13 protein-coding genes are annotated in these 19,005 nt (G+C 36.2%); 6 read left to right on the top strand and 7 right to left on the bottom strand.

Features of this window, described 5'->3' with window-relative positions:
- Positions 1-83: 83 nt before the first annotated feature.
- Both rpoD and A6A10_RS01335 read left to right on the top strand, forming a co-directional pair.
- Positions 84-1,961 carry an RNA polymerase sigma factor RpoD gene (gene rpoD / locus A6A10_RS01340; RefSeq protein WP_121124370.1) on the top strand — a complete coding sequence of 626 codons (1,878 nt, stop codon included), beginning with the start codon at positions 84-86 and terminating at the stop codon, positions 1,959-1,961.
- Positions 1,962-2,013: 52 nt separating this feature from the next.
- Complete coding sequence (locus A6A10_RS01335; protein WP_121124368.1) at positions 2,014-2,988, top strand: DUF3298 domain-containing protein; 975 nt, start codon at positions 2,014-2,016, stop codon at positions 2,986-2,988.
- A gap of 34 nt (positions 2,989-3,022) precedes the next feature.
- Here A6A10_RS01335 and A6A10_RS01330 read toward each other — a convergent pair whose 3' ends face one another.
- The 5 genes from A6A10_RS01330 to ptsH all read right to left on the bottom strand — a co-directional run bounded on the left by A6A10_RS01330 (position 3,023) and on the right by ptsH (position 8,020).
- Complete coding sequence (locus tag A6A10_RS01330; RefSeq protein WP_121124366.1) at positions 3,023-3,685, bottom strand: trimeric intracellular cation channel family protein; 663 nt, start codon at positions 3,683-3,685, stop codon at positions 3,023-3,025.
- Between the two features lie 62 nt (positions 3,686-3,747).
- Complete coding sequence (miaB, locus tag A6A10_RS01325) at positions 3,748-5,181, bottom strand: tRNA (N6-isopentenyl adenosine(37)-C2)-methylthiotransferase MiaB (protein ID WP_121124413.1); 1,434 nt, start codon at positions 5,179-5,181, stop codon at positions 3,748-3,750.
- 156 nt (positions 5,182-5,337) lie between these two features.
- Positions 5,338-5,841 (bottom strand): PTS glucose transporter subunit IIA, encoded by a 504-nt coding sequence (crr, locus tag A6A10_RS01320; protein ID WP_121124364.1) that lies wholly within the window; start codon positions 5,839-5,841, stop codon positions 5,338-5,340.
- A gap of 77 nt (positions 5,842-5,918) precedes the next feature.
- The gene (gene ptsI / locus A6A10_RS01315; protein WP_121124362.1) at positions 5,919-7,640 is read right to left on the bottom strand and encodes a phosphoenolpyruvate-protein phosphotransferase PtsI; all 1,722 of its coding nucleotides are present in this window, start codon (positions 7,638-7,640) and stop codon (positions 5,919-5,921) included.
- A gap of 122 nt (positions 7,641-7,762) precedes the next feature.
- On the bottom strand, positions 7,763-8,020 hold the full coding sequence (gene ptsH, locus A6A10_RS01310; protein ID WP_121124360.1) for a phosphocarrier protein Hpr: 258 nt from the start codon (positions 8,018-8,020) through the stop codon (positions 7,763-7,765).
- Between the two features lie 330 nt (positions 8,021-8,350).
- On the opposite strand from ptsH, the gene asd reads away from it, so the two are divergent.
- Complete coding sequence (gene asd, locus A6A10_RS01305) at positions 8,351-9,466, top strand: aspartate-semialdehyde dehydrogenase (protein ID WP_121124358.1); 1,116 nt, start codon at positions 8,351-8,353, stop codon at positions 9,464-9,466.
- 148 nt (positions 9,467-9,614) lie between these two features.
- On the top strand, positions 9,615-10,823 hold the full coding sequence (gene lpxB, locus A6A10_RS01300; protein ID WP_121124357.1) for a lipid-A-disaccharide synthase: 1,209 nt from the start codon (positions 9,615-9,617) through the stop codon (positions 10,821-10,823).
- A gap of 64 nt (positions 10,824-10,887) precedes the next feature.
- Here the strand turns inward: lpxB and A6A10_RS01295 are convergent, their stop codons facing one another.
- Entirely contained in the window at positions 10,888-11,490 is a 603-nt protein-coding gene (locus A6A10_RS01295; RefSeq protein WP_121124355.1) for a YagU family protein, read from the bottom strand.
- 284 nt (positions 11,491-11,774) lie between these two features.
- Positions 11,775-12,863, bottom strand: a complete 1,089-nt coding sequence (locus tag A6A10_RS01290) for a factor H binding protein domain-containing protein (RefSeq protein WP_121124353.1) — start codon at positions 12,861-12,863, stop codon at positions 11,775-11,777.
- A 196-nt stretch (positions 12,864-13,059) separates the two neighbouring features.
- On the opposite strand from A6A10_RS01290, the gene purL reads away from it, so the two are divergent.
- Both purL and A6A10_RS01280 read left to right on the top strand, forming a co-directional pair.
- Positions 13,060-16,956: a phosphoribosylformylglycinamidine synthase gene (gene purL, locus A6A10_RS01285; RefSeq protein ID WP_121124351.1), complete on the top strand. Its 3,897-nt coding sequence runs from the start codon at positions 13,060-13,062 to the stop codon at positions 16,954-16,956.
- A gap of 145 nt (positions 16,957-17,101) precedes the next feature.
- Positions 17,102-18,985: an NACHT domain-containing protein gene (locus tag A6A10_RS01280; RefSeq protein ID WP_121124349.1), complete on the top strand. Its 1,884-nt coding sequence runs from the start codon at positions 17,102-17,104 to the stop codon at positions 18,983-18,985.
- Positions 18,986-19,005: the final 20 nt, after the last annotated feature.

Here is a 19,005-nt window from a genome sequence, read left to right as displayed (position 1 = left end):
TTAACATTTTGACAAACCTACATATACTAAATAAATAGTGATATAATTCGTCACTATTTGTTCTCACAGAAATGGATAAAAATATGGAACAACAATCTCAGTTAGAAGAAGAACAACAATCTCAGTTAGAGCTTCTTATCGCACAAGGACGAGAGCAGGGCTATTTGACACTTTCAGAAGTCCATGACCATTTACCAGAAGAGCTTGTCGATGCAGATCAAATTGAAGATATCATTCAAATGATCAATGACATGGGTATCAAAGTCCTCGAAGTAGCTCCAGATGCTGATGATCTAATGCTTTCTGAAGACATTCCTGATGAAGATGTTGTAGAAGAAGCAGCGAAAGTGCTTTCTACCGTTGAATCAGAATTAGGGAGAACAACTGATCCTGTTCGCATGTACATGCGTGAAATGGGAACTGTTGATCTATTAACTCGAGAAGGTGAAATTGATATAGCTAAACGTATTGAAGAAGGGATTAACATTGTTCAATGCGCTGTTGCTGAATATCCTGAGGCACTAAGTGGTTTTATCTCACGCTATATTGAAGTCGAAGATGGTACACTCAGATTATCGGATTTGGTCACTGCTTTTGTCGATCCAAATGCTGAAGAAGAAAATGTGACAGAAGATGACATTGATGCCAATTTAGATGATGAAGAAAGTGATACGACTGTTGTAGACGTAGATGATGACGAAGATGAAGACGAAGATGATGATAGTTCCTCCGATTCTTCCGATGATAACTCTATTGATCCTGAATTAGCTCGTATAAAGTTCTATGCATTAAGAGAACAACACGAAAAAGCATTGCTAGCTATTCAAAAATATGGACGTACTCATAAAACATCAAAAGCACATATTCAAGCTTTATCTGATGTTTTCCGTGAATTCCGCCTTGTACCAAAGCAATTTGACTTGCTTGTTGATTTTATGCAACAGATGATGAAACAGGTACGTACAGAAGAAAGAAAAATCCAACGTTATGCCGTTGAGTATGCTCAAATGAAAAAATCAGATTTTATCAAAGCTTTCCAAGGGCATGAAACTTCTGATGCATGGATTGATAAAGCAATTAATGCAAAACGTAATGGCGTACCAAAATTAGCTGATTATGCTGATAATATTCGTCTCAGTATTGCAAATCTAATTAAACTAGAAGAACGTTCTGGATTAACAATTAGCCAAATTCGTGAAATTGGTGGCCGTATTTCCGAAGGTGAATTAAAAGCTCGTCGAGCAAAAAAAGAAATGGTCGAAGCTAACTTACGTTTAGTTATCTCTATTGCGAAAAAATATACGAACCGTGGTTTACAGTTCCTTGATCTTATTCAAGAAGGAAATATCGGCTTGATGAAAGCAGTAGATAAATTTGAATATCGTCGTGGATATAAATTCTCAACTTATGCGACATGGTGGATTCGTCAAGCAATCACACGTTCTATTGCTGACCAAGCAAGAACGATCCGTATTCCTGTACATATGATTGAAACGATTAATAAACTTAATCGTATTTCTCGTCAATGCTTACAAGAAATGGGACGTGATGCAACCCCAGAGGAATTAGCCGAAAAAATGGGAATGCCTGAAGATAAAATTCGTAAGGTATTAAAGATTGCTAAAGAACCAATCTCTATGGAAACCCCAGTGGGTGACGATGATGATTCACATTTAGGTGATTTCATTGAAGATGGCACATTAGAATTACCATTAGATTCTGCAACCGCAGAAAGTTTACGTTTAGCCACTAACGAAGTATTAGAAGGTTTGACTCCTCGCGAAGCAAAAGTCCTTCGTATGCGTTTCGGTATTGATATGAATACTGACCATACCTTAGAGGAAGTAGGTAAACAATTTGATGTAACACGTGAACGTATTCGTCAAATTGAAGCAAAAGCATTACGGAAACTTAGACATCCAAGCCGTTCCGAAACGTTAAGAAGTTTCTTAGATGATTAAGTTATTTCCCTCGTGAATTCACGAGGGATTTTTTTATACAAGGAAAACCCAAATGAAAAAATCATTGTTAGCGATATTAATCGCATCTGGATTCATTCTATCAGCTTGTGATGACCAAGAGTTGACTCAGAAATTAACAGATGCTGAACAAAAAATCACACAATTAGAAACAGAGTTAAAAGCTATTCAAACTGAACAGGCAACAAAAAATAGTGTAGTAGAAAATTCACAAGATGCTTTCCCAACCCTTAACGTTGAAATTACCGAACTATTTAATAAATCAGAAACCTTAAAAGTTAAAGATAATCTTTATGAGGATGAGAATGAATCTGAAGAGCAGTTTTATGACTCTCGTGTTGCCGTTTTTGCCACAACAGCAACAACTAATGTAGATTGGCTAAACAGTTTATTGTTTAAAGAAATTATCAATCATTATTCGGATGAAGAACTCAATATTGGAAATGAAATTATCACTAAAGAAAATGCTACAGAGCTATTCTCAAGTATGTATGATGATTTTGTAAATGAAGTCAAACAAGGTGGTTATTTTATTGGGTTAACTGAAGCAGAAACGACAACTTATGTAAATCAAAGAGGAAATATTGCGACGTTCACTCAACATTATGACAGCTATACGGGTGGTGCTCATGGAATGTATTATACCCGTTACCTGAATATAGATGTGAATAAAAAAGCGGTTATTCAATTAAATGATTTAGTCGAGCCAAGTAAACAACAAGAACTGAAAGACATATTATGGCAAGAGTATATGTCAATGAATGCTGGAGAAGATGGACAGATTAGTGCATTTGTTACAGATAAAAATGAATTTGAATTAAGTCCAGATTTTTATTTTACCGATGATGGCATTACCTTTGTTTACCCTGTTTATGCATTAGGACCATTTGCTGCGGGGGAAACTAAATTACATGCCTATTTTTATGATATAAATGCATTATTAAGTAAAGATTACCAACGCACCGCAAAAGACGGATTTAATGTCTATCCAGATTCAATATTTTATTAATTAATCGCTGTCCAAGAAGAGATGGGGGCAAACCTCATTTCTTCTTTTTAGCCAATCTATCAACTAAATCACCCTTTCCTAGATATTGTACTTCATCAAACTCAAAAATAGGTAAACCGAGTTTAAAGCGAATAGCCAATAACCGAATACCGAAACCTGATAAAAGCGTGGTAATTACTACAATATTTTGAGAAATACCCACTTCCAATAATCCCACATAGATACAAGTTGAGAGACAGGCAATACTTGCGTACAGTTCTTTTTGAAAAACAAGGGGAATCCTATTACATAAGAGGTCTCGCAAGACACCACCAAAAGCCCCTGTAATCACAGCCGCAATAATAGCGATTACTAAACCATATCCCATATCTAACGCAACCTGTGCGCCAATGATAGAAAAGACGATTAAGCCCAACGCATCTAACACTAAAAATATGGTTCGAAAATAACCTAAAAATGGTGCAACAAACATGGTAAAGACTGCTGCAATCGCAACAATGAGAAAATATTCAGGATGAGCCACCCAGCCCAATGGATAATGCCCAAGCAAGACATCACGGATAGATCCGCCACCAATTGCTGTTACCGAAGCAATAATAATGACACCAAACATATCCATTTTTTCTCGACCTGCAGCTAATGCTCCAGTAATGGCTTCCGCAGTAATTCCGATAATGTAGAGAACAAAAAGTAACACTCAATCTTCCTATATAAAAAAGACCGCTTGTCTTATACAAGCGGTCAGATTCTCATATTATTTTACAAATTTACCACGAATTTGCCCACACCTAATTCGTCTTCTTTTCGTGTACGCTCAATCACACTTTGTGGCGATTCTACAATGCGTAATCCCATTTCTTCTTCCGTACGAACAACATCACCACGTAAAGAATTGGTATAAACATCAGTAATTTTCACATCAACGAATTTACCAATCATATCTGGCGACCCTTGGAAATTAACAATACGGTTTGTTTCTGTACGCCCTGTTAATTCCATAATGTCTTTCTTTGAAGGACCTTCAACCAAAATACGTTGCTCAGTGCCTAACATTGCTCGGCTAAATTGCATTGCTTGGTTATTGATGCGTTGTTGTAAACGATAAAGACGTTCTTTTTTCTCATCTTCGCTTACATCATCAGGTAAATCAGATGCTGGTGTACCAGGGCGAGCAGAATAAACAAAGCTAAAGCTCATATCGAAATTAACTTGTTCGATTACTTTCATTGTTTGCTCGAAATCAGCTTCTGTTTCTCCTGGGAATCCGACGATAAAATCTGAACTGATTTGGATATCTGGACGAACTGCTCGTAATTTACGAATAATCGCTTTATATTCTAATGCCGTATGGTTACGTTTCATCATCGTTAATACACGATCTGATCCACTTTGAATTGGTAAGTGTAAGAAGCTAACTAACTCAGGTGTATCACGATAAACTTCAATAATATCATCGGTGAATTCAATCGGATGGCTGGTTGTAAAACGTAAACGGTCAATACCGTCAATCGCTGCCACTAAACGTAATAATTCCGCAAATGAGCAAATTTCTCCGTCAAATGTTTCTCCACGATACGCATTCACATTTTGACCCAATAAATTGACTTCACGTACACCTTGAGCTGCTAATTGAGCAATTTCAAATAGAATATCATCCACTGGGCGACTCACTTCTTCACCACGAGTATAAGGTACAACGCAGAATGAACAGTATTTATTACAACCTTCCATAATAGACACGAAAGCAGTCGGTCCCTCTGCTCTTGGCTCTGGCAAGCGATCGAATTTTTCAATTTCAGGGAAACTAATATCAACAATCGGCGCAGTACGATCACCACGAATACGATTAATCATTTCAGGTAAACGATGAAGTGTTTGAGGTCCAAACACAATATCAACGAATGGCGCACGATGACGAATATGCTCACCTTCTTGAGAGGCAACACAACCACCTACACCAATAACTAAATTAGGTTTATTCTTTTTAAAATTTTTCCAACGCCCAAGCTGATGAAATACTTTTTCTTGTGCTTTTTCACGTATTGAACACGTATTTAATAAAAGGACGTCTGCTTCTTCCGCATTCTCTGTTAATTCAAAGCCATGGGTACTATTCAATAAATCTGCCATCTTTGATGAGTCATACTCATTCATTTGGCAACCCCATGTTTTTATATGTAATTTTTGTGTCATAGTATAAATAGGTAATAAGGAAATCAAAGTTAAAATTAAACGTAAAATGAAATCCTTTACGTTCACAGATACGTTATTCTACTCGTTTGAATACTGGATAGCTATAAAAAACAGAAACCACGACAAAGCGTGGTTCCTTACACAATACAGATTGAATTATTTTAATAAAGTTAAAACAACACTTTCACCTTGGATCACTTCGCCAGATTCTTTATGAAGATTAGAAATTTCATCCATATTAGAAATAACGACAGGTGTAAGAATTGATTTTGCTTTAGTTTCAAGTAAGGCTAAATCAAATTTAATAATTGGATCGCCTACTTTCACTTTTTGACCTTCTTCAGCAACACGCGCAAAACCTTCGCCTTTTAACTCAACAGTATCAATACCAAAGTGAACAAATAATTCAATGCCTTCATCTGATTCAATAGAAAACGCATGATTTGTTTCAAAAATTTTACCGATAGTTCCATTTACTGGAGCTGCAATTGAATCTCCATTTGGGCGAATAGCAATACCATCACCTACAATTTTTTCTGAGAAAACAACATCTGGAACATCTTCAATATTAACAATTTCACCTGAGAGCGGGGCGTAAATTTTTACTTCTTTTGATGCCGCATCTTTTTTGCCACCAAAAAGTTTATCTAAGAAACCCATAATTCAAATCTCCATTATATTAAATGAACAAAATAATCGCATATTTTATACGAGAATTTTGTATTTGTATCTACTTATTAGTTAAGTTTTTGATAGAACTCATCAACTAATTTTTCAATATCAACAGCTGTTGGTTGTTGTAAAGCTTCCTCAGCAAGTTTTTTAGCATCTGCATAGTTGACACTACGAACTAATTTCTTAATATGAGGAACAGAAATTCCACTCATACTAAATTCATCCAAACCCATACCGAGTAGTAAGGCTGTCGCACGGCTATCGCCCGCAAGCTCACCACACATACCAGTCCATTTACCTTCTGCATGAGAAGCATCTATCACTTGTTTAATTAGGTTTAAAACTGATGGCGACATTGGGTTATACATATGCGCAATCATTTCATTACCACGATCCACCGCTAAAGTGTATTGGGTTAAATCGTTTGTACCAATACTGAAGAAATCAACTTCTTTAGCAAGATGACGAGCATTTACCGCAGCTGATGGTGTTTCGACCATCACACCTACTTGGATGTTTTCATCAAAAGCAACACTTTCTGAACGTAATTCTGCTTTTAAGGTATCAATGATGCCTTTTAACTCACGGATTTCTTCCACTGAAATAATCATTGGGAACATCACAGCAAGTTTACCAAAAGCAGATGCCCTTAATACCGCACGTAACTGGGTGTTTAGAATTTCACGGCGAGTTAAACCGATACGAACTGCACGCCATCCTAAGAATGGATTCATTTCTTTCGGGAAATTCATGTACGGTAACTCTTTATCCCCACCAATATCCATTGTTCTGAGGATAACAAGCTTACCTCCCATTGCTTCAACCACTTCTTTATAGGCTTCAAATTGCTCATCTTCACTAGGTAAAGCACTACGATCCATGAAAAGAAACTCTGTACGATACAAACCTACCCCTTCGCCACCATTACGAAGTACACCAGTCACATCACGAATGGTACCGATATTTCCAACAACCTCAATACGATGACCATCAACAGTTTCTGCAGGTAATTCTTTTAGCTTAGCTAATTCAGCTTTTTCACTTGCTTCTTTTTCTTGCTGAGCTTTAAATTTATTAATCTGTTCTTCCGAAGGATTAATATGAATCTGATTATTGGTAGCATCTAAAATGATTAAATCACCCGTTTTAACTTTTTTGGTAATATCATTTGTTCCCACAATCGCAGGCAATTCTAACGAACGAGCCATGATTGAAGTATGAGAAGTTCTACCACCAATATCAGTAATAAATCCAAGTACTTTATCTAAATTAAGCTGTGCTGTTTCTGATGGTGTTAAATCATAAGCAACTAAAATCGACTCTTCCTTGATATTGCCTAGATCAACGATATGCATATTCAATATATTACGAATCAAACGATTACCAATATCACGCATATCACCCGCACGTTCTTTCAAATATTCATCATCAATTTCAGCGAGCATTGAAGCTTGCATATTGATAATTTTATTTGTTGCCACATCCGCAGTAACAAGGTGCTCTTCAAGATAGGTTAAGATCTCTTCCTCAAGCTCTTCATCTTCTAAGATCATCAAATGACCTTCAAAAATAGCTTCTTTTTCTTCACCTAAAGTGCGTCTTGCTTTTTCTTTAATTTTGGTTAATTGTTCAACAGCCTTTTCTCTTCCTGAGAAAAATCTTGCTTTTTCTGCTTCAACTTGGTCTGGAGTGATCTTTTGAGTGTTTAAAACGATAGGCTCATCTTTCAATACAAGTGCTTTACCAAACACTACACCAGGAGAAGCTGCGATACCAGTAATCATAATTGAATCCTTGGTTGAAAATAATACATTCGTGCGAAAAGCACAAAACGACCTCATTGTAAAATAGATGAATTTTTACATTCATCTACATAACAATAAAGTCGAAAATTGGAAAAATAAAACTATTCTAATGTTGGGATAAGATCGACCAAAAAGTCCACTGCTTTTTGCTCATCTTCACCTTCAGCAGAAATTGAAATCACTGTTCCTTGAGTTAATCCCAATGTTTGTAATTTAAACAAACTTTTTGCACTCGCACTTTTACCGCCAGAAGTTACTGTAATATCTGAAGCAAACCCTTTCGCTGCTTTAACAAATTCTGCTGCTGGACGAGTATGTAAACCATTTGGAGCAACGATTGTGACATCTTTTGAGTACATAGAAAATTCCTCTTTTTAAATTATATAAATTAAATAAATGTATAGTTATACAGTACAATAGCGCCATATAAAACAAAGTAACTTTACTACAAAATGCCTTTAAATACACGATAAAAAAAATCTAACACATGATAATTTGCCCTCAAAATGGAGTTATTTTAGGCAAAACAACATAATTTTTGATTTAGATTGAAACAACAGCATAATAATTTCACCAGTTTACCCATTTCCAATACCCTATAAATTTTCATTTGCATTTATTTTTAAAATCTTGTATTTATCAACTCTTTACTACTTTCAAACACAACTTAATTTTTTCAGGAGAATAAAATGCAAAACGTCGGTTTCGTTGGATGGCGAGGAATGGTGGGTTCAGTTTTAATGGATCGTATGGTTCAAGAAAATGATTTTGCTAACATCAATCCCGTCTTTTTCACGACTTCACAAGCGGGTCAAAAAGCCCCAACATTTGCAGGTAAAGACGCAGGTGATCTTAAAAATGCCTTTGATATCGAAGAACTAAAAAAATTAGATATTATCGTTACTTGCCAAGGTGGTGATTATACCAACGAAGTTTATCCAAAATTAAAAGAAACAGGTTGGAACGGTTATTGGGTTGATGCTGCCTCTGCATTACGAATGAAAGATGATGCAATTATCGTACTCGATCCAGTAAACCAAAACGTAATTGATGAAGGATTGAAAAACGGAATCAAAACTTTCGTTGGTGGTAACTGTACAGTGAGCCTCATGTTAATGGCAATCGGCGGGTTATTCGAACGTGATTTAGTGGAATGGGTATCCGTTGCCACTTACCAAGCTGCATCAGGTGCGGGCGCGAAAAATATGCGTGAATTAGTGTCACAAATGGGATTATTAGAAAACGCAGTATCTGCTGAATTAGCGGATCCCGCATCATCTATTCTTGATATCGAACGTAAAGTGACTGCTGAAATGCGTAGCGATAACTTCCCTACTGATAATTTTGGCGCGCCACTTGCAGGTAGCTTAATCCCTTGGATTGATAAACTTTTACCAGAAACTGGACAAACCAAAGAAGAATGGAAAGGTTATGCAGAAACCAATAAGATTCTCGGCTTAAGTGATAATCCAATCGCCGTTGATGGCTTATGTGTGCGTATCGGCGCTTTACGTTGCCACAGTCAAGCCTTTACGATCAAATTGAAAAAAGATTTACCACTAGAAGAAATCGAACAAATTCTTGCAAGCCACAATGAATGGGTAAAAGTGATTCCAAATGATAAAGAAACCACATTACGTGAGCTTACACCAGCTAAAGTAACAGGCACATTAAGCGTACCAGTTGGACGTTTACGTAAATTGGCAATGGGACCTGAATATTTAGCCGCATTCACTGTAGGTGACCAATTATTATGGGGAGCAGCAGAGCCTGTTCGTCGTATTTTAGTTCAATTAGTCAAATAATAAATAATTGCCCCTATCAAGCGGTCAGAACCTTGCAAAATTTTGTAAAAATCTGACCGCTTGTTTTTTGTTCTTCTTGTTAATCCTTAATTTAATCACTAAACAGGTTATAATAGACCATTATTCTATACTCTAATTGAAGGGATTTATGACAAATCAAGAACAAACAACGTCTTCTCAAAATATTCCAACTATTGCCATTGTAGCAGGCGAAATCTCTGGAGATATTTTGGGTGAAGGTCTAATCAATGCTCTCAAAGTCCACTACCCTCATGCCAAATTTATCGGTGTTGCTGGGCCCAAAATGCTTGCTGCTGGTTGTGAATCACTATTTGATATGGAAGATATTGCAGTAATGGGTTTAGCCGAAGTGGTTAAACATCTTCCTCGCTTATTACAACGTCGCAAGCAAGTTATCAACACAATGCTCGAATTAAAGCCAGATATTTTTATCGGTATTGATGCGCCCGATTTCAATATCAGTATTGAAGAAAAATTAAAAGCCAATGGGATCAAAACAATTCATTATGTTAGCCCGTCTGTGTGGGCATGGCGGCAAAATCGAGTCCACAAAATTGCACGAGCAACGAATTTAGTCCTTGCGTTTCTTCCGTTTGAAAAAGCCTTTTATGATAAGTTTAATGTGCCTTGTCGTTTTATCGGACACACTATGGCAGATGCAATTGCATTAAAACCTAATCGTGCCGAAGCTTGTCAATTACTACAACTTGAAGAAACGCAACGCTATATGGCAATTTTAGTTGGTAGTCGCACCAGTGAAGTGGAATTTTTAGCGGAACCCTTCTTACAAACAGCACTGTTACTTAAACAACGTTATCCAGACTTACAGTTCCTAGTCCCCCTCGTCAATGATAAGCGAATTGCTCAATTTCAAGCGATTAAACAAAAAATTGCCCCTGAGCTGGAAATGATTATTTTGAAAGGGCAGGCTCGCGCCGCAATGACTATCGCTGAAGCGACGCTATTAGCCTCGGGTACTGCTGCCTTAGAAGCAATGCTATGTAAATCACCGATGGTAGTGGGCTATAAAATGAAAAATACAACCCATTGGCTCGCGAAGAAATTAGTCAAAACAGATTATATTTCTTTGCCAAATCTATTAGCAAACTCACCGCTTGTCCCTGAGTTAATTCAAGACGAATGTACACCTGAAAATTTAGCTGAAAAACTGGATGTGTATCTTTCTGACAAACCTGAGAATGTATTATTGAAAAATGAATTAAAACAATCTTTTGTTCAATTACATCAACAAATTCAATGTAATGCAGATGCTCAAGCTGCACAAGCAGTTATCGATTTATTGAGTGAATCTGAAAATCAAATTTCAGAATCGTAGAAATAAAAAAGCACCCTACAAAAACAACCTCGTAGGGTGCTACACGCCTTAGCAAACTCTCTGATTATCGAGAAACGTGATCTAATTCAACTTCTGCATCTGGCTCATGAGAAATACGATTACGTAAATCGCGACGAATAACCTCAATCGTCCAGAACCAGAAAATATGTCCAACTAATTCTGAAATATGTTCATATAAAGGCCAATCTACCACTGGTGGAGTTAAGCCCATTAAAGGGAAAGTAATGTAATGCACACACACATCAGCGATTAAACCTGCACCAATACCTTGCCAGAATTTCACTTTAGGGAAACGCTCTGCAACCACACAGTACGCAATCGCAAACACTAATGAGAATGTAATATGAGTTACACCAATCCAATCAAAACCATGATCAGCAAATGTAAACACCGCTTGTGTAGGATCAATTCCAATGTAATCACGTAAGAAAACATGAGGAGGATTTAAAAATGCACGTGAACACACTTCTAACGCTTGTGATGGATCTTGACAAGCAGCAGTAAATAAATCAAAAGGGCTACGTGGAGGGAATGGGTGTTCAGCACCCCATTTAACAAATGCCGAGATAAGACCAGCGATAATTCCAACAAACACAGCTAAACCATAACGACGACGCGCAGGGTTAGTTTGTTCAAATATATTCATACAACATCCTTAAAATAATAAATTACAACAAATTATTTAGTCTTATTTGATAACCAAAACTAGCTAACAATAAAACGATTGTATTTTGGATTCTTTGTACAAAAAATTCAAGTGGTTTTTAATAAATTTTTCCTTTAAAAACAAAATGTTATACAAAAATTACACTTGTTATTCTAGTGTGTAAAGCATGTTAAAAATGTATAAAAAAAGCTCATTCAATTTTACATATTAAAACTGAATGAGCTTGTTCAAATGAAGTATTAATTACAAATAATGACTGAGTATTATTGTTTCGTTCCACCAAAACCAATAAATGAATCTTTCAGCTCTTCTTCTGGATAAGAAGAATTCGGTGTCTGATGTAAATCACTTTCAACAAATCCAGTTATCTCTTCCGCATTCGGACCAAAAAATAATAATGAATAACTTGAAACAACGTCATCATCCACATTTTTTTCACTTCTAGCATTTGCTTTTATGCCTAGCTCACTACCACTAAAGCGATAACCATCTATGTATGCGGGGTCATTTTCATATACCGTATCTCGAATATTATCAATTTTTCCTTCAGACAAAGTTATTTTTCCATAATCTGTTAACCCAGAAATAGAGCCACTACCTAATTTAGTAGAAAAATCAACAGAATAGTCTAACATCCCTTCATCTTTCATATCAAAGGCTACGCCTGTATAACGAAAAATACCACTAGTAGGTAATTGCTTAGTATTAATCCCCGAAATGTTCAAAATCTCATAGTTATTCTCAGGGGAATTTTCATTTTTTTCCTCGCCAATAATATGTTCTTCATATTCAGCAAAACCTGATACACCTGAATATAACTGGTTATACACTCGTAGAAAACCATGACTTTCATAAGACTGCCCTTCATAGGTATAGTGTTCCAAAGTCTCCTCTTGCACTAATTTATAACGGGGAAAAAGCTCTAAAGGAATATGCTCTCTTCCAAAATCCTGATTTAAAACAATGAATTCTGTATTAGAAGTAGGTATCTCATCTGAACTTTTCCACAATGTATAAGGTGTATCAATGAACTTCTCTTTTTGAAATCTTGAAGCTAAATCCTTTGATAAATTTTTATTAGATGTATTAGGACTTTCTGAAGTACTAACATTTGAGGTTGAATTAGAAGAAGATGGAACTGTAGTTGAATCACTTGTAGTCTTTTCTTCTTTTGGCTGAGATTCTTGGGTTGTTTTATTCTTAGAAGCTGTTTGATCTGATGGCATTGTACTATTATTAATAACCTGCGACGTATCTGATGCCTGAGAACCTGAACTACCGCCACCAGAAGAACCGCAAGCAACTACACCCATTATAGCCATTGTCATTAACGATAAATGAATATTTTTCATACTATAAAACCTTTTAAGTTGGATAAAAACAGAACTTTCTGATGTTATTACTTTTTTTATCTTATTACCATTCTTTTTATTAATAATAAGCTCACCAAATAAACCCTAAAATCAACCTGTTATTTTGAATGCAAACGTTTGCTTGATACGTTATAATTAGCACCAAATTTTCTTTATTTCTTTTATGGAACAAACAATGACAGTAAAAACTTTCCGTGGATCGCCTGCTTTATCAGAATTCCGTTTAAATCAACTTACACAAAAATTTCAGCAGCACAAATTACCCGTAAAATCGGTATATGCTGAATATTTGCATTTTGCTGACTTAAACTCACCGCTTGCAACGGCACAAGAAGAAAAATTAAATGCGCTATTGCATTATGGTCCAACTCTTGCAGAACACGATCCTGTTGGTTTTTGCTTAATTGTCACCCCTCGTGTTGGTACGATTTCATCATGGTCATCAAAAGCGACTGATATTGCTCATAATTGCGGATTAAATGAAGTAAACCGTATTGAACGTGGTTTAGCTTACTATTTTGAATTTACTGCAAAACCAACGGAAGATCAGCTAGAAACATTGAAAGGCTTATTACACGACAGAATGCTTGAAACTGTGTTAGATAGCGTAGAACAAGGTAATTATTTATTTGCTCAACACGAGCCAAAACCTTTCACAACGGTTGATGTATTAAAAGGCGGACGTGAAGCCTTAGCCACTGCTAATGTGGAATTAGGTTTAGCCTTAGCAGAAGATGAAATTGATTATTTAGTTGAAAACTTTACTGCGCTAGGACGCAATCCAAACGATATCGAACTCTATATGTTCGCTCAAGCAAACTCTGAACATTGCCGCCATAAAATCTTTAATGCAGACTGGACAATCGATGGTAAACAACAAGATAAATCATTATTTAAGATGATTAAAAATACCTTCGAAAAAACACCTGATCACGTTTTATCTGCTTATAAAGATAATGCTGCCGTCATGGAAGGCTCAACTGTCGGTCGTTTCTTCCCTGATGAAGATGGACAATATCGCTATCATCAAGAAGATGCCCATATCTTAATGAAAGTTGAAACACACAACCACCCTACCGCTATTTCACCATTTCCAGGTGCTGCAACTGGTTCGGGTGGTGAAATTCGTGACGAAGGTGCAACAGGTCGTGGTGCAAAACCAAAAGCAGGTTTAACAGGTTTCTCTGTGTCTAACTTAGTGATCCCGAATTTTGAACAACCTTGGGAAAATCCACTTTCTAAACCAAATCGTATTGCCTCTGCTTTAGATATTATGATCGAAGGCCCTCTTGGTGGTGCGGCATTCAATAATGAATTTGGTCGCCCTGCGTTACTTGGTTACTTCCGTACCTATGAAGAAAAAGTGAATAGCTTTGCGGGCGAAGAAGTGCGTGGTTACCACAAACCAATTATGTTAGCGGGTGGTATTGGGAATATCCGTGCGGAACACGTGCAAAAAGGCGAGATCCCAGTCGGTGCGAAATTAATCGTACTGGGCGGTCCTGCAATGAATATCGGTTTAGGCGGTGGTGCAGCCTCTTCTATGGCATCAGGTAAATCGAAAGAAGACTTAGACTTCGCCTCTGTGCAACGTGAAAATCCAGAAATGGAACGTCGCTGTCAAGAAGTGATCGACCGTTGTTGGCAATTAGGCGATGATAACCCAATCCTCTTTATTCACGATGTGGGTGCAGGTGGTCTATCTAACGCAATGCCAGAGTTAGTACACGATGGCGATCGTGGTGGTAAATTCGATTTACGTAAAATCTTATCTGATGAAAAAGGCATGTCACCATTAGAAATTTGGTGTAATGAATCACAAGAACGCTATGTATTAGCCGTTTCACCAGAAAAATTAGATCTCTTTACGGCATTATGTGAACGTGAACGGGCGCCATTTGCTGTGATCGGTGAAGCAACAGAAGAAAAACATTTAACCTTAGCGGACGATCATTTCCACAATAACCCGATCGATTTACCGATGAATGTGTTACTTGGTAAAACGCCAAAAATGCACCGTGATGTTTCGTCAAAAACTGTCACGAACTCACCGCTTGCACAAGATGGTATTCAATTAAAAGATGCCCTTCACCGTGTATTACGTTTACCAGTTGTGGCAGAAAAAACCTTCTTAATTACTATCGGTGACCGCTCTGTTACCGCAATGGTAGCGCGTGACCAAATGGTCGGCCCTTGGCAAATTCCAGTGGCAGACTGTGCTGTAACCACAGCAAGTTTAGATACTTACCACGGTGAAGCAATGTCAATGGGCGAACGTGCTCCAGTCGCATTACTCGACTTCGGCGCCTCTGCTCGTTTAGCGGTGGCTGAATCGATCACCAATATTGCTGCAACAGATATTGGCGATATCAAACGTATTAAACTTTCTGCAAACTGGATGTCAGCGGCAGGACACGAGGGCGAAGATGCTGGCTTATATGAAGCAGTAAAAGCGGTGGGTGAAGAACTTTGCCCGACACTTGGCATTACTATTCCAGTAGGTAAAGACTCAATGTCAATGCGTACCACTTGGGAAGAAAATGGCGAACAAAAAGCGGTAACTGCACCACTTTCATTAGTTATCACCGCTTTCGCGCGTGTAGAAGATGTGCGTAAAACCGTTACTCCACAACTTCGTACAGACAAAGGAGCAACACGCTTATTATTAATCGACTTAGGCGAAGGTAAAAACCGCTTAGGTGCGACCGCATTGGCACAAGTTTACAAACAATTAGGTGATAAACCAGCGGATGTGGTGAATGTTGAAACCTTGAAAAACTTCTTTAATGCAATGCAAGCATTAGTCGCACAACAAAAATTACTCGCTTACCACGACCGTTCTGATGGTGGTTTAATCACTACCCTTGCGGAAATGGCATTTGCAGGAAATTGTGGTGTCGAAGTGGATATCAGTGCATTAGGCGATAATGATCTTGCGGTATTATTCAATGAAGAATTGGGTGCGGTAATCCAAATTGCCGACAGCGAATTTAATAATGTGCGTGAAATTCTACAAGCTCATAACTTACTTTCAGTGACTAAAGAATTAGGTGCAGTGATTGATGAAGATCGCTTTGAAATTACTCGTGGCACTCGCAAACTCTTAACAGAAAAACGTTCTGAATTGCGTGGAATTTGGGCGGAATTAACTCACCAAATGCAACGTTTACGTGATAACCCAGAATGTGCCGACCAAGAATTTGCAACTAAGAAAGATCCAAACAACAAAGGATTATCTGCACACTTAACCTACGATATTAACGAAGATATTACCGCCCCTTATATCAATAAAGGTGTAAAACCAACAGTTGCAATCTTGCGTGAACAAGGGGTAAACAGCCATTACGAAATGGCAGCCGCTTTCGACCGTGCAGGCTTTAATGCGATTGACGTGCATATGAGCGACTTAATGGCAGGCAGACAACACTTAAAAGACTTTAATGCGTTAGTGGCTTGTGGTGGATTCTCTTACGGAGATGTACTCGGTGCAGGTGGTGGCTGGGCAAAATCCATTTTATTCAACCCAATGCTACGTGATCAATTCAGCCAATTCTTCGCTAATCCAAATACATTGGCGCTTGGTGTGTGTAATGGTTGTCAAATGGTATCTAACCTTGCTGAAATTATTCCGGGTACAGAGAACTGGCCTCGTTTTGTTCGCAATAAATCAGAGCGTTTTGAAGCCCGTGTTGGTTTAGTGCGTATCAACGAAACTAACTCACATTGGTTTAAAGGTATGGCAGGCTCGCATATGCCAATCGCTGTTTCTCACGGAGAAGGTCGAGCAGAATTCAAGCGGGCAGATCAGCTTGATAATTTGCAAAAACAAAACCTCGTGATTGCACAATATATTGATAACAATCTACAACCAACGGAAGTTTACCCTGCTAACCCGAACGGTTCAGCACAAGGGATTACCGCTATCAGCAATGCTGACGGACGTGTCGCAGTCATGATGCCTCACCCAGAACGTGTATTCCGCACAGTCAGCAATTCTTGGCACCCAGAAGACTGGAGCGAAGATGGTGCTTGGATGAGATTGTTTAGAAATGCGAGAGTGGTTTTAAGATAAAATTAAATGCTATCCTAGCATAACTAAACACTAGGATAGCTATACTCAACAATGAAGCTTTCTTGAAAATTTATCATCTAGAATAGTTAACTCGATTTTTAACTATCCAAATAAATAAAGATAAGTATATAGATATTAATTAAATATGAATAATGTAATCCCTGATGAAATAACCTCACTTATAATAAATAAAGCTATTGACTCTATTTCTTATTTTCGTCAAGCACATAAAGTAAAATCTATTTTCAGTAGTTATCTAAACTCAAGATATGAAAAGCTTTCTATTATGAAAACATTACTTTATAGAAATGAGCCTGTTAAATTATCAGAATGTTATGTAAGAAACTCTGTAACATTTATAGATAATGATCGTACAGAAAATGTATTTAAAGATCATAATATAAAGGACTTCATATTAAAAAATAAAAGAGTAATATTATCTGGAACAGCTGGCATAGGGAAGTCTGTATTTTGCAAAAGCATATTTCTTGAAATGGTTAATAATGCAAATGGTATATATCCAATATTCATCGAACTAAGAGAATTAAAAAACAATGCATCTGCCACTCTTATAGAATACATATGCAATGAAATATCTTATATAAATGAAAAAATATCTAGTAGCAATTTAGAATCACTAATAAAAAAAGGAAATATATTATTTATTCTGGATGGGTTTGATGAAATAGACTTTGACATTAGAGAAAAGTATACTAGAGAAATACTAGAAATATCAAAAAAATATAGTGATATTAGAATATTAATTTCTAGTAGACCAGAAGAAATATTTCAATCATGGGAGCAATTCTATGTACTTAACATGAACGAATTAAGTAAAAAACAAGCAAAAGAACTAATTAAAAAATTAAGATATGATGAAAATTTAAAAAATAAATTTATACAAGAAATAGATAAAAAACTTTATAAAACACATAAAAGCTTTGTAGGAAATCCTTTACTATTAACTATGATGCTAATGTCATTTGAAGAATTTGCCGAAATACCACGAAAAATACATTTGTTTTATGAGCAGGCATTTCTAACATTATTTCGCAAACATGATGCGTTAAAAAGCTCATACTATAGAAAGTCAAGATCTGGCATGGATATTAATGATTTTAGAAAAGTATTAGCTTACTTTTCTATTAATACTCATATTAAAAATGAAATTACCATTCCCAAAGATAAAGCAAAAGAAATACTACATAAAGGACTTAAAAGTTTGGGAAAAGAAAATATAAAAGCGGGAGATGTATTACAAGATATAATGAGTAACTTATGCCTATTACATAATGATGGTATTAATGTTACTTTTTCTCATAGGTCATTTCAAGAATATTTTTCTGCTTTATACTTAAAAGAATTAAACAACCCTGAGAAAATATATAAGTTAATAGATAAAACTATATTATCTAATAATAGTAACATACATCGTATGCTTTATGACATGAACAGTGAATTTCTAGAGAAAAACTGGATAATACCTAAAATAAAAGAAAACAAAGCTAATATTAAAATAAATTTAAATCTATCCGAAAAGGAGTTAAAAATATTTGACATAATGACCTCCTTTTTCATAATAGAAACAAAAAGTGAAAATAAAAACATTAATCAAACCATACTATTTAACTATAAAATAACAAATATATCTCATTATAATCATACCGATTTTTACAAAGATTTATGGATGTTCCTATTTGAAAAAATAGAATTCACTAATGAAGAATCCCAATCCATTATGCTATCAGAAACCCAAATACCAAAAGAGATAAAAAAAATCACTAAAAAAATTATAGAAACATACAATATAATTAATAATAGTTATGACAAATTATCATCTAGAGTATTGCATGTCAAACTTGAATCTATAAAATCAAGACTAGACTATAATGAATATTCATTGATATTAAATTTTATTTACAAACAACTATTTATCAATAGAATAAATACTTTAGACAAGATAAAAGATTATTTAGAAATAAAACATAAAGATAAGGAAGATAATATAGATGAATTGCTAGATTATTAAATAATAATATAATTTTAGTC

Source organism: Otariodibacter oris, assembly GCF_009684715.1.
Lineage (GTDB): Bacteria > Pseudomonadota > Gammaproteobacteria > Enterobacterales > Pasteurellaceae > Otariodibacter > Otariodibacter oris.
The sequence above is the reverse complement of the archived record's forward strand: the minus strand, read 5'-3'. Positions and strand labels throughout refer to the sequence as shown.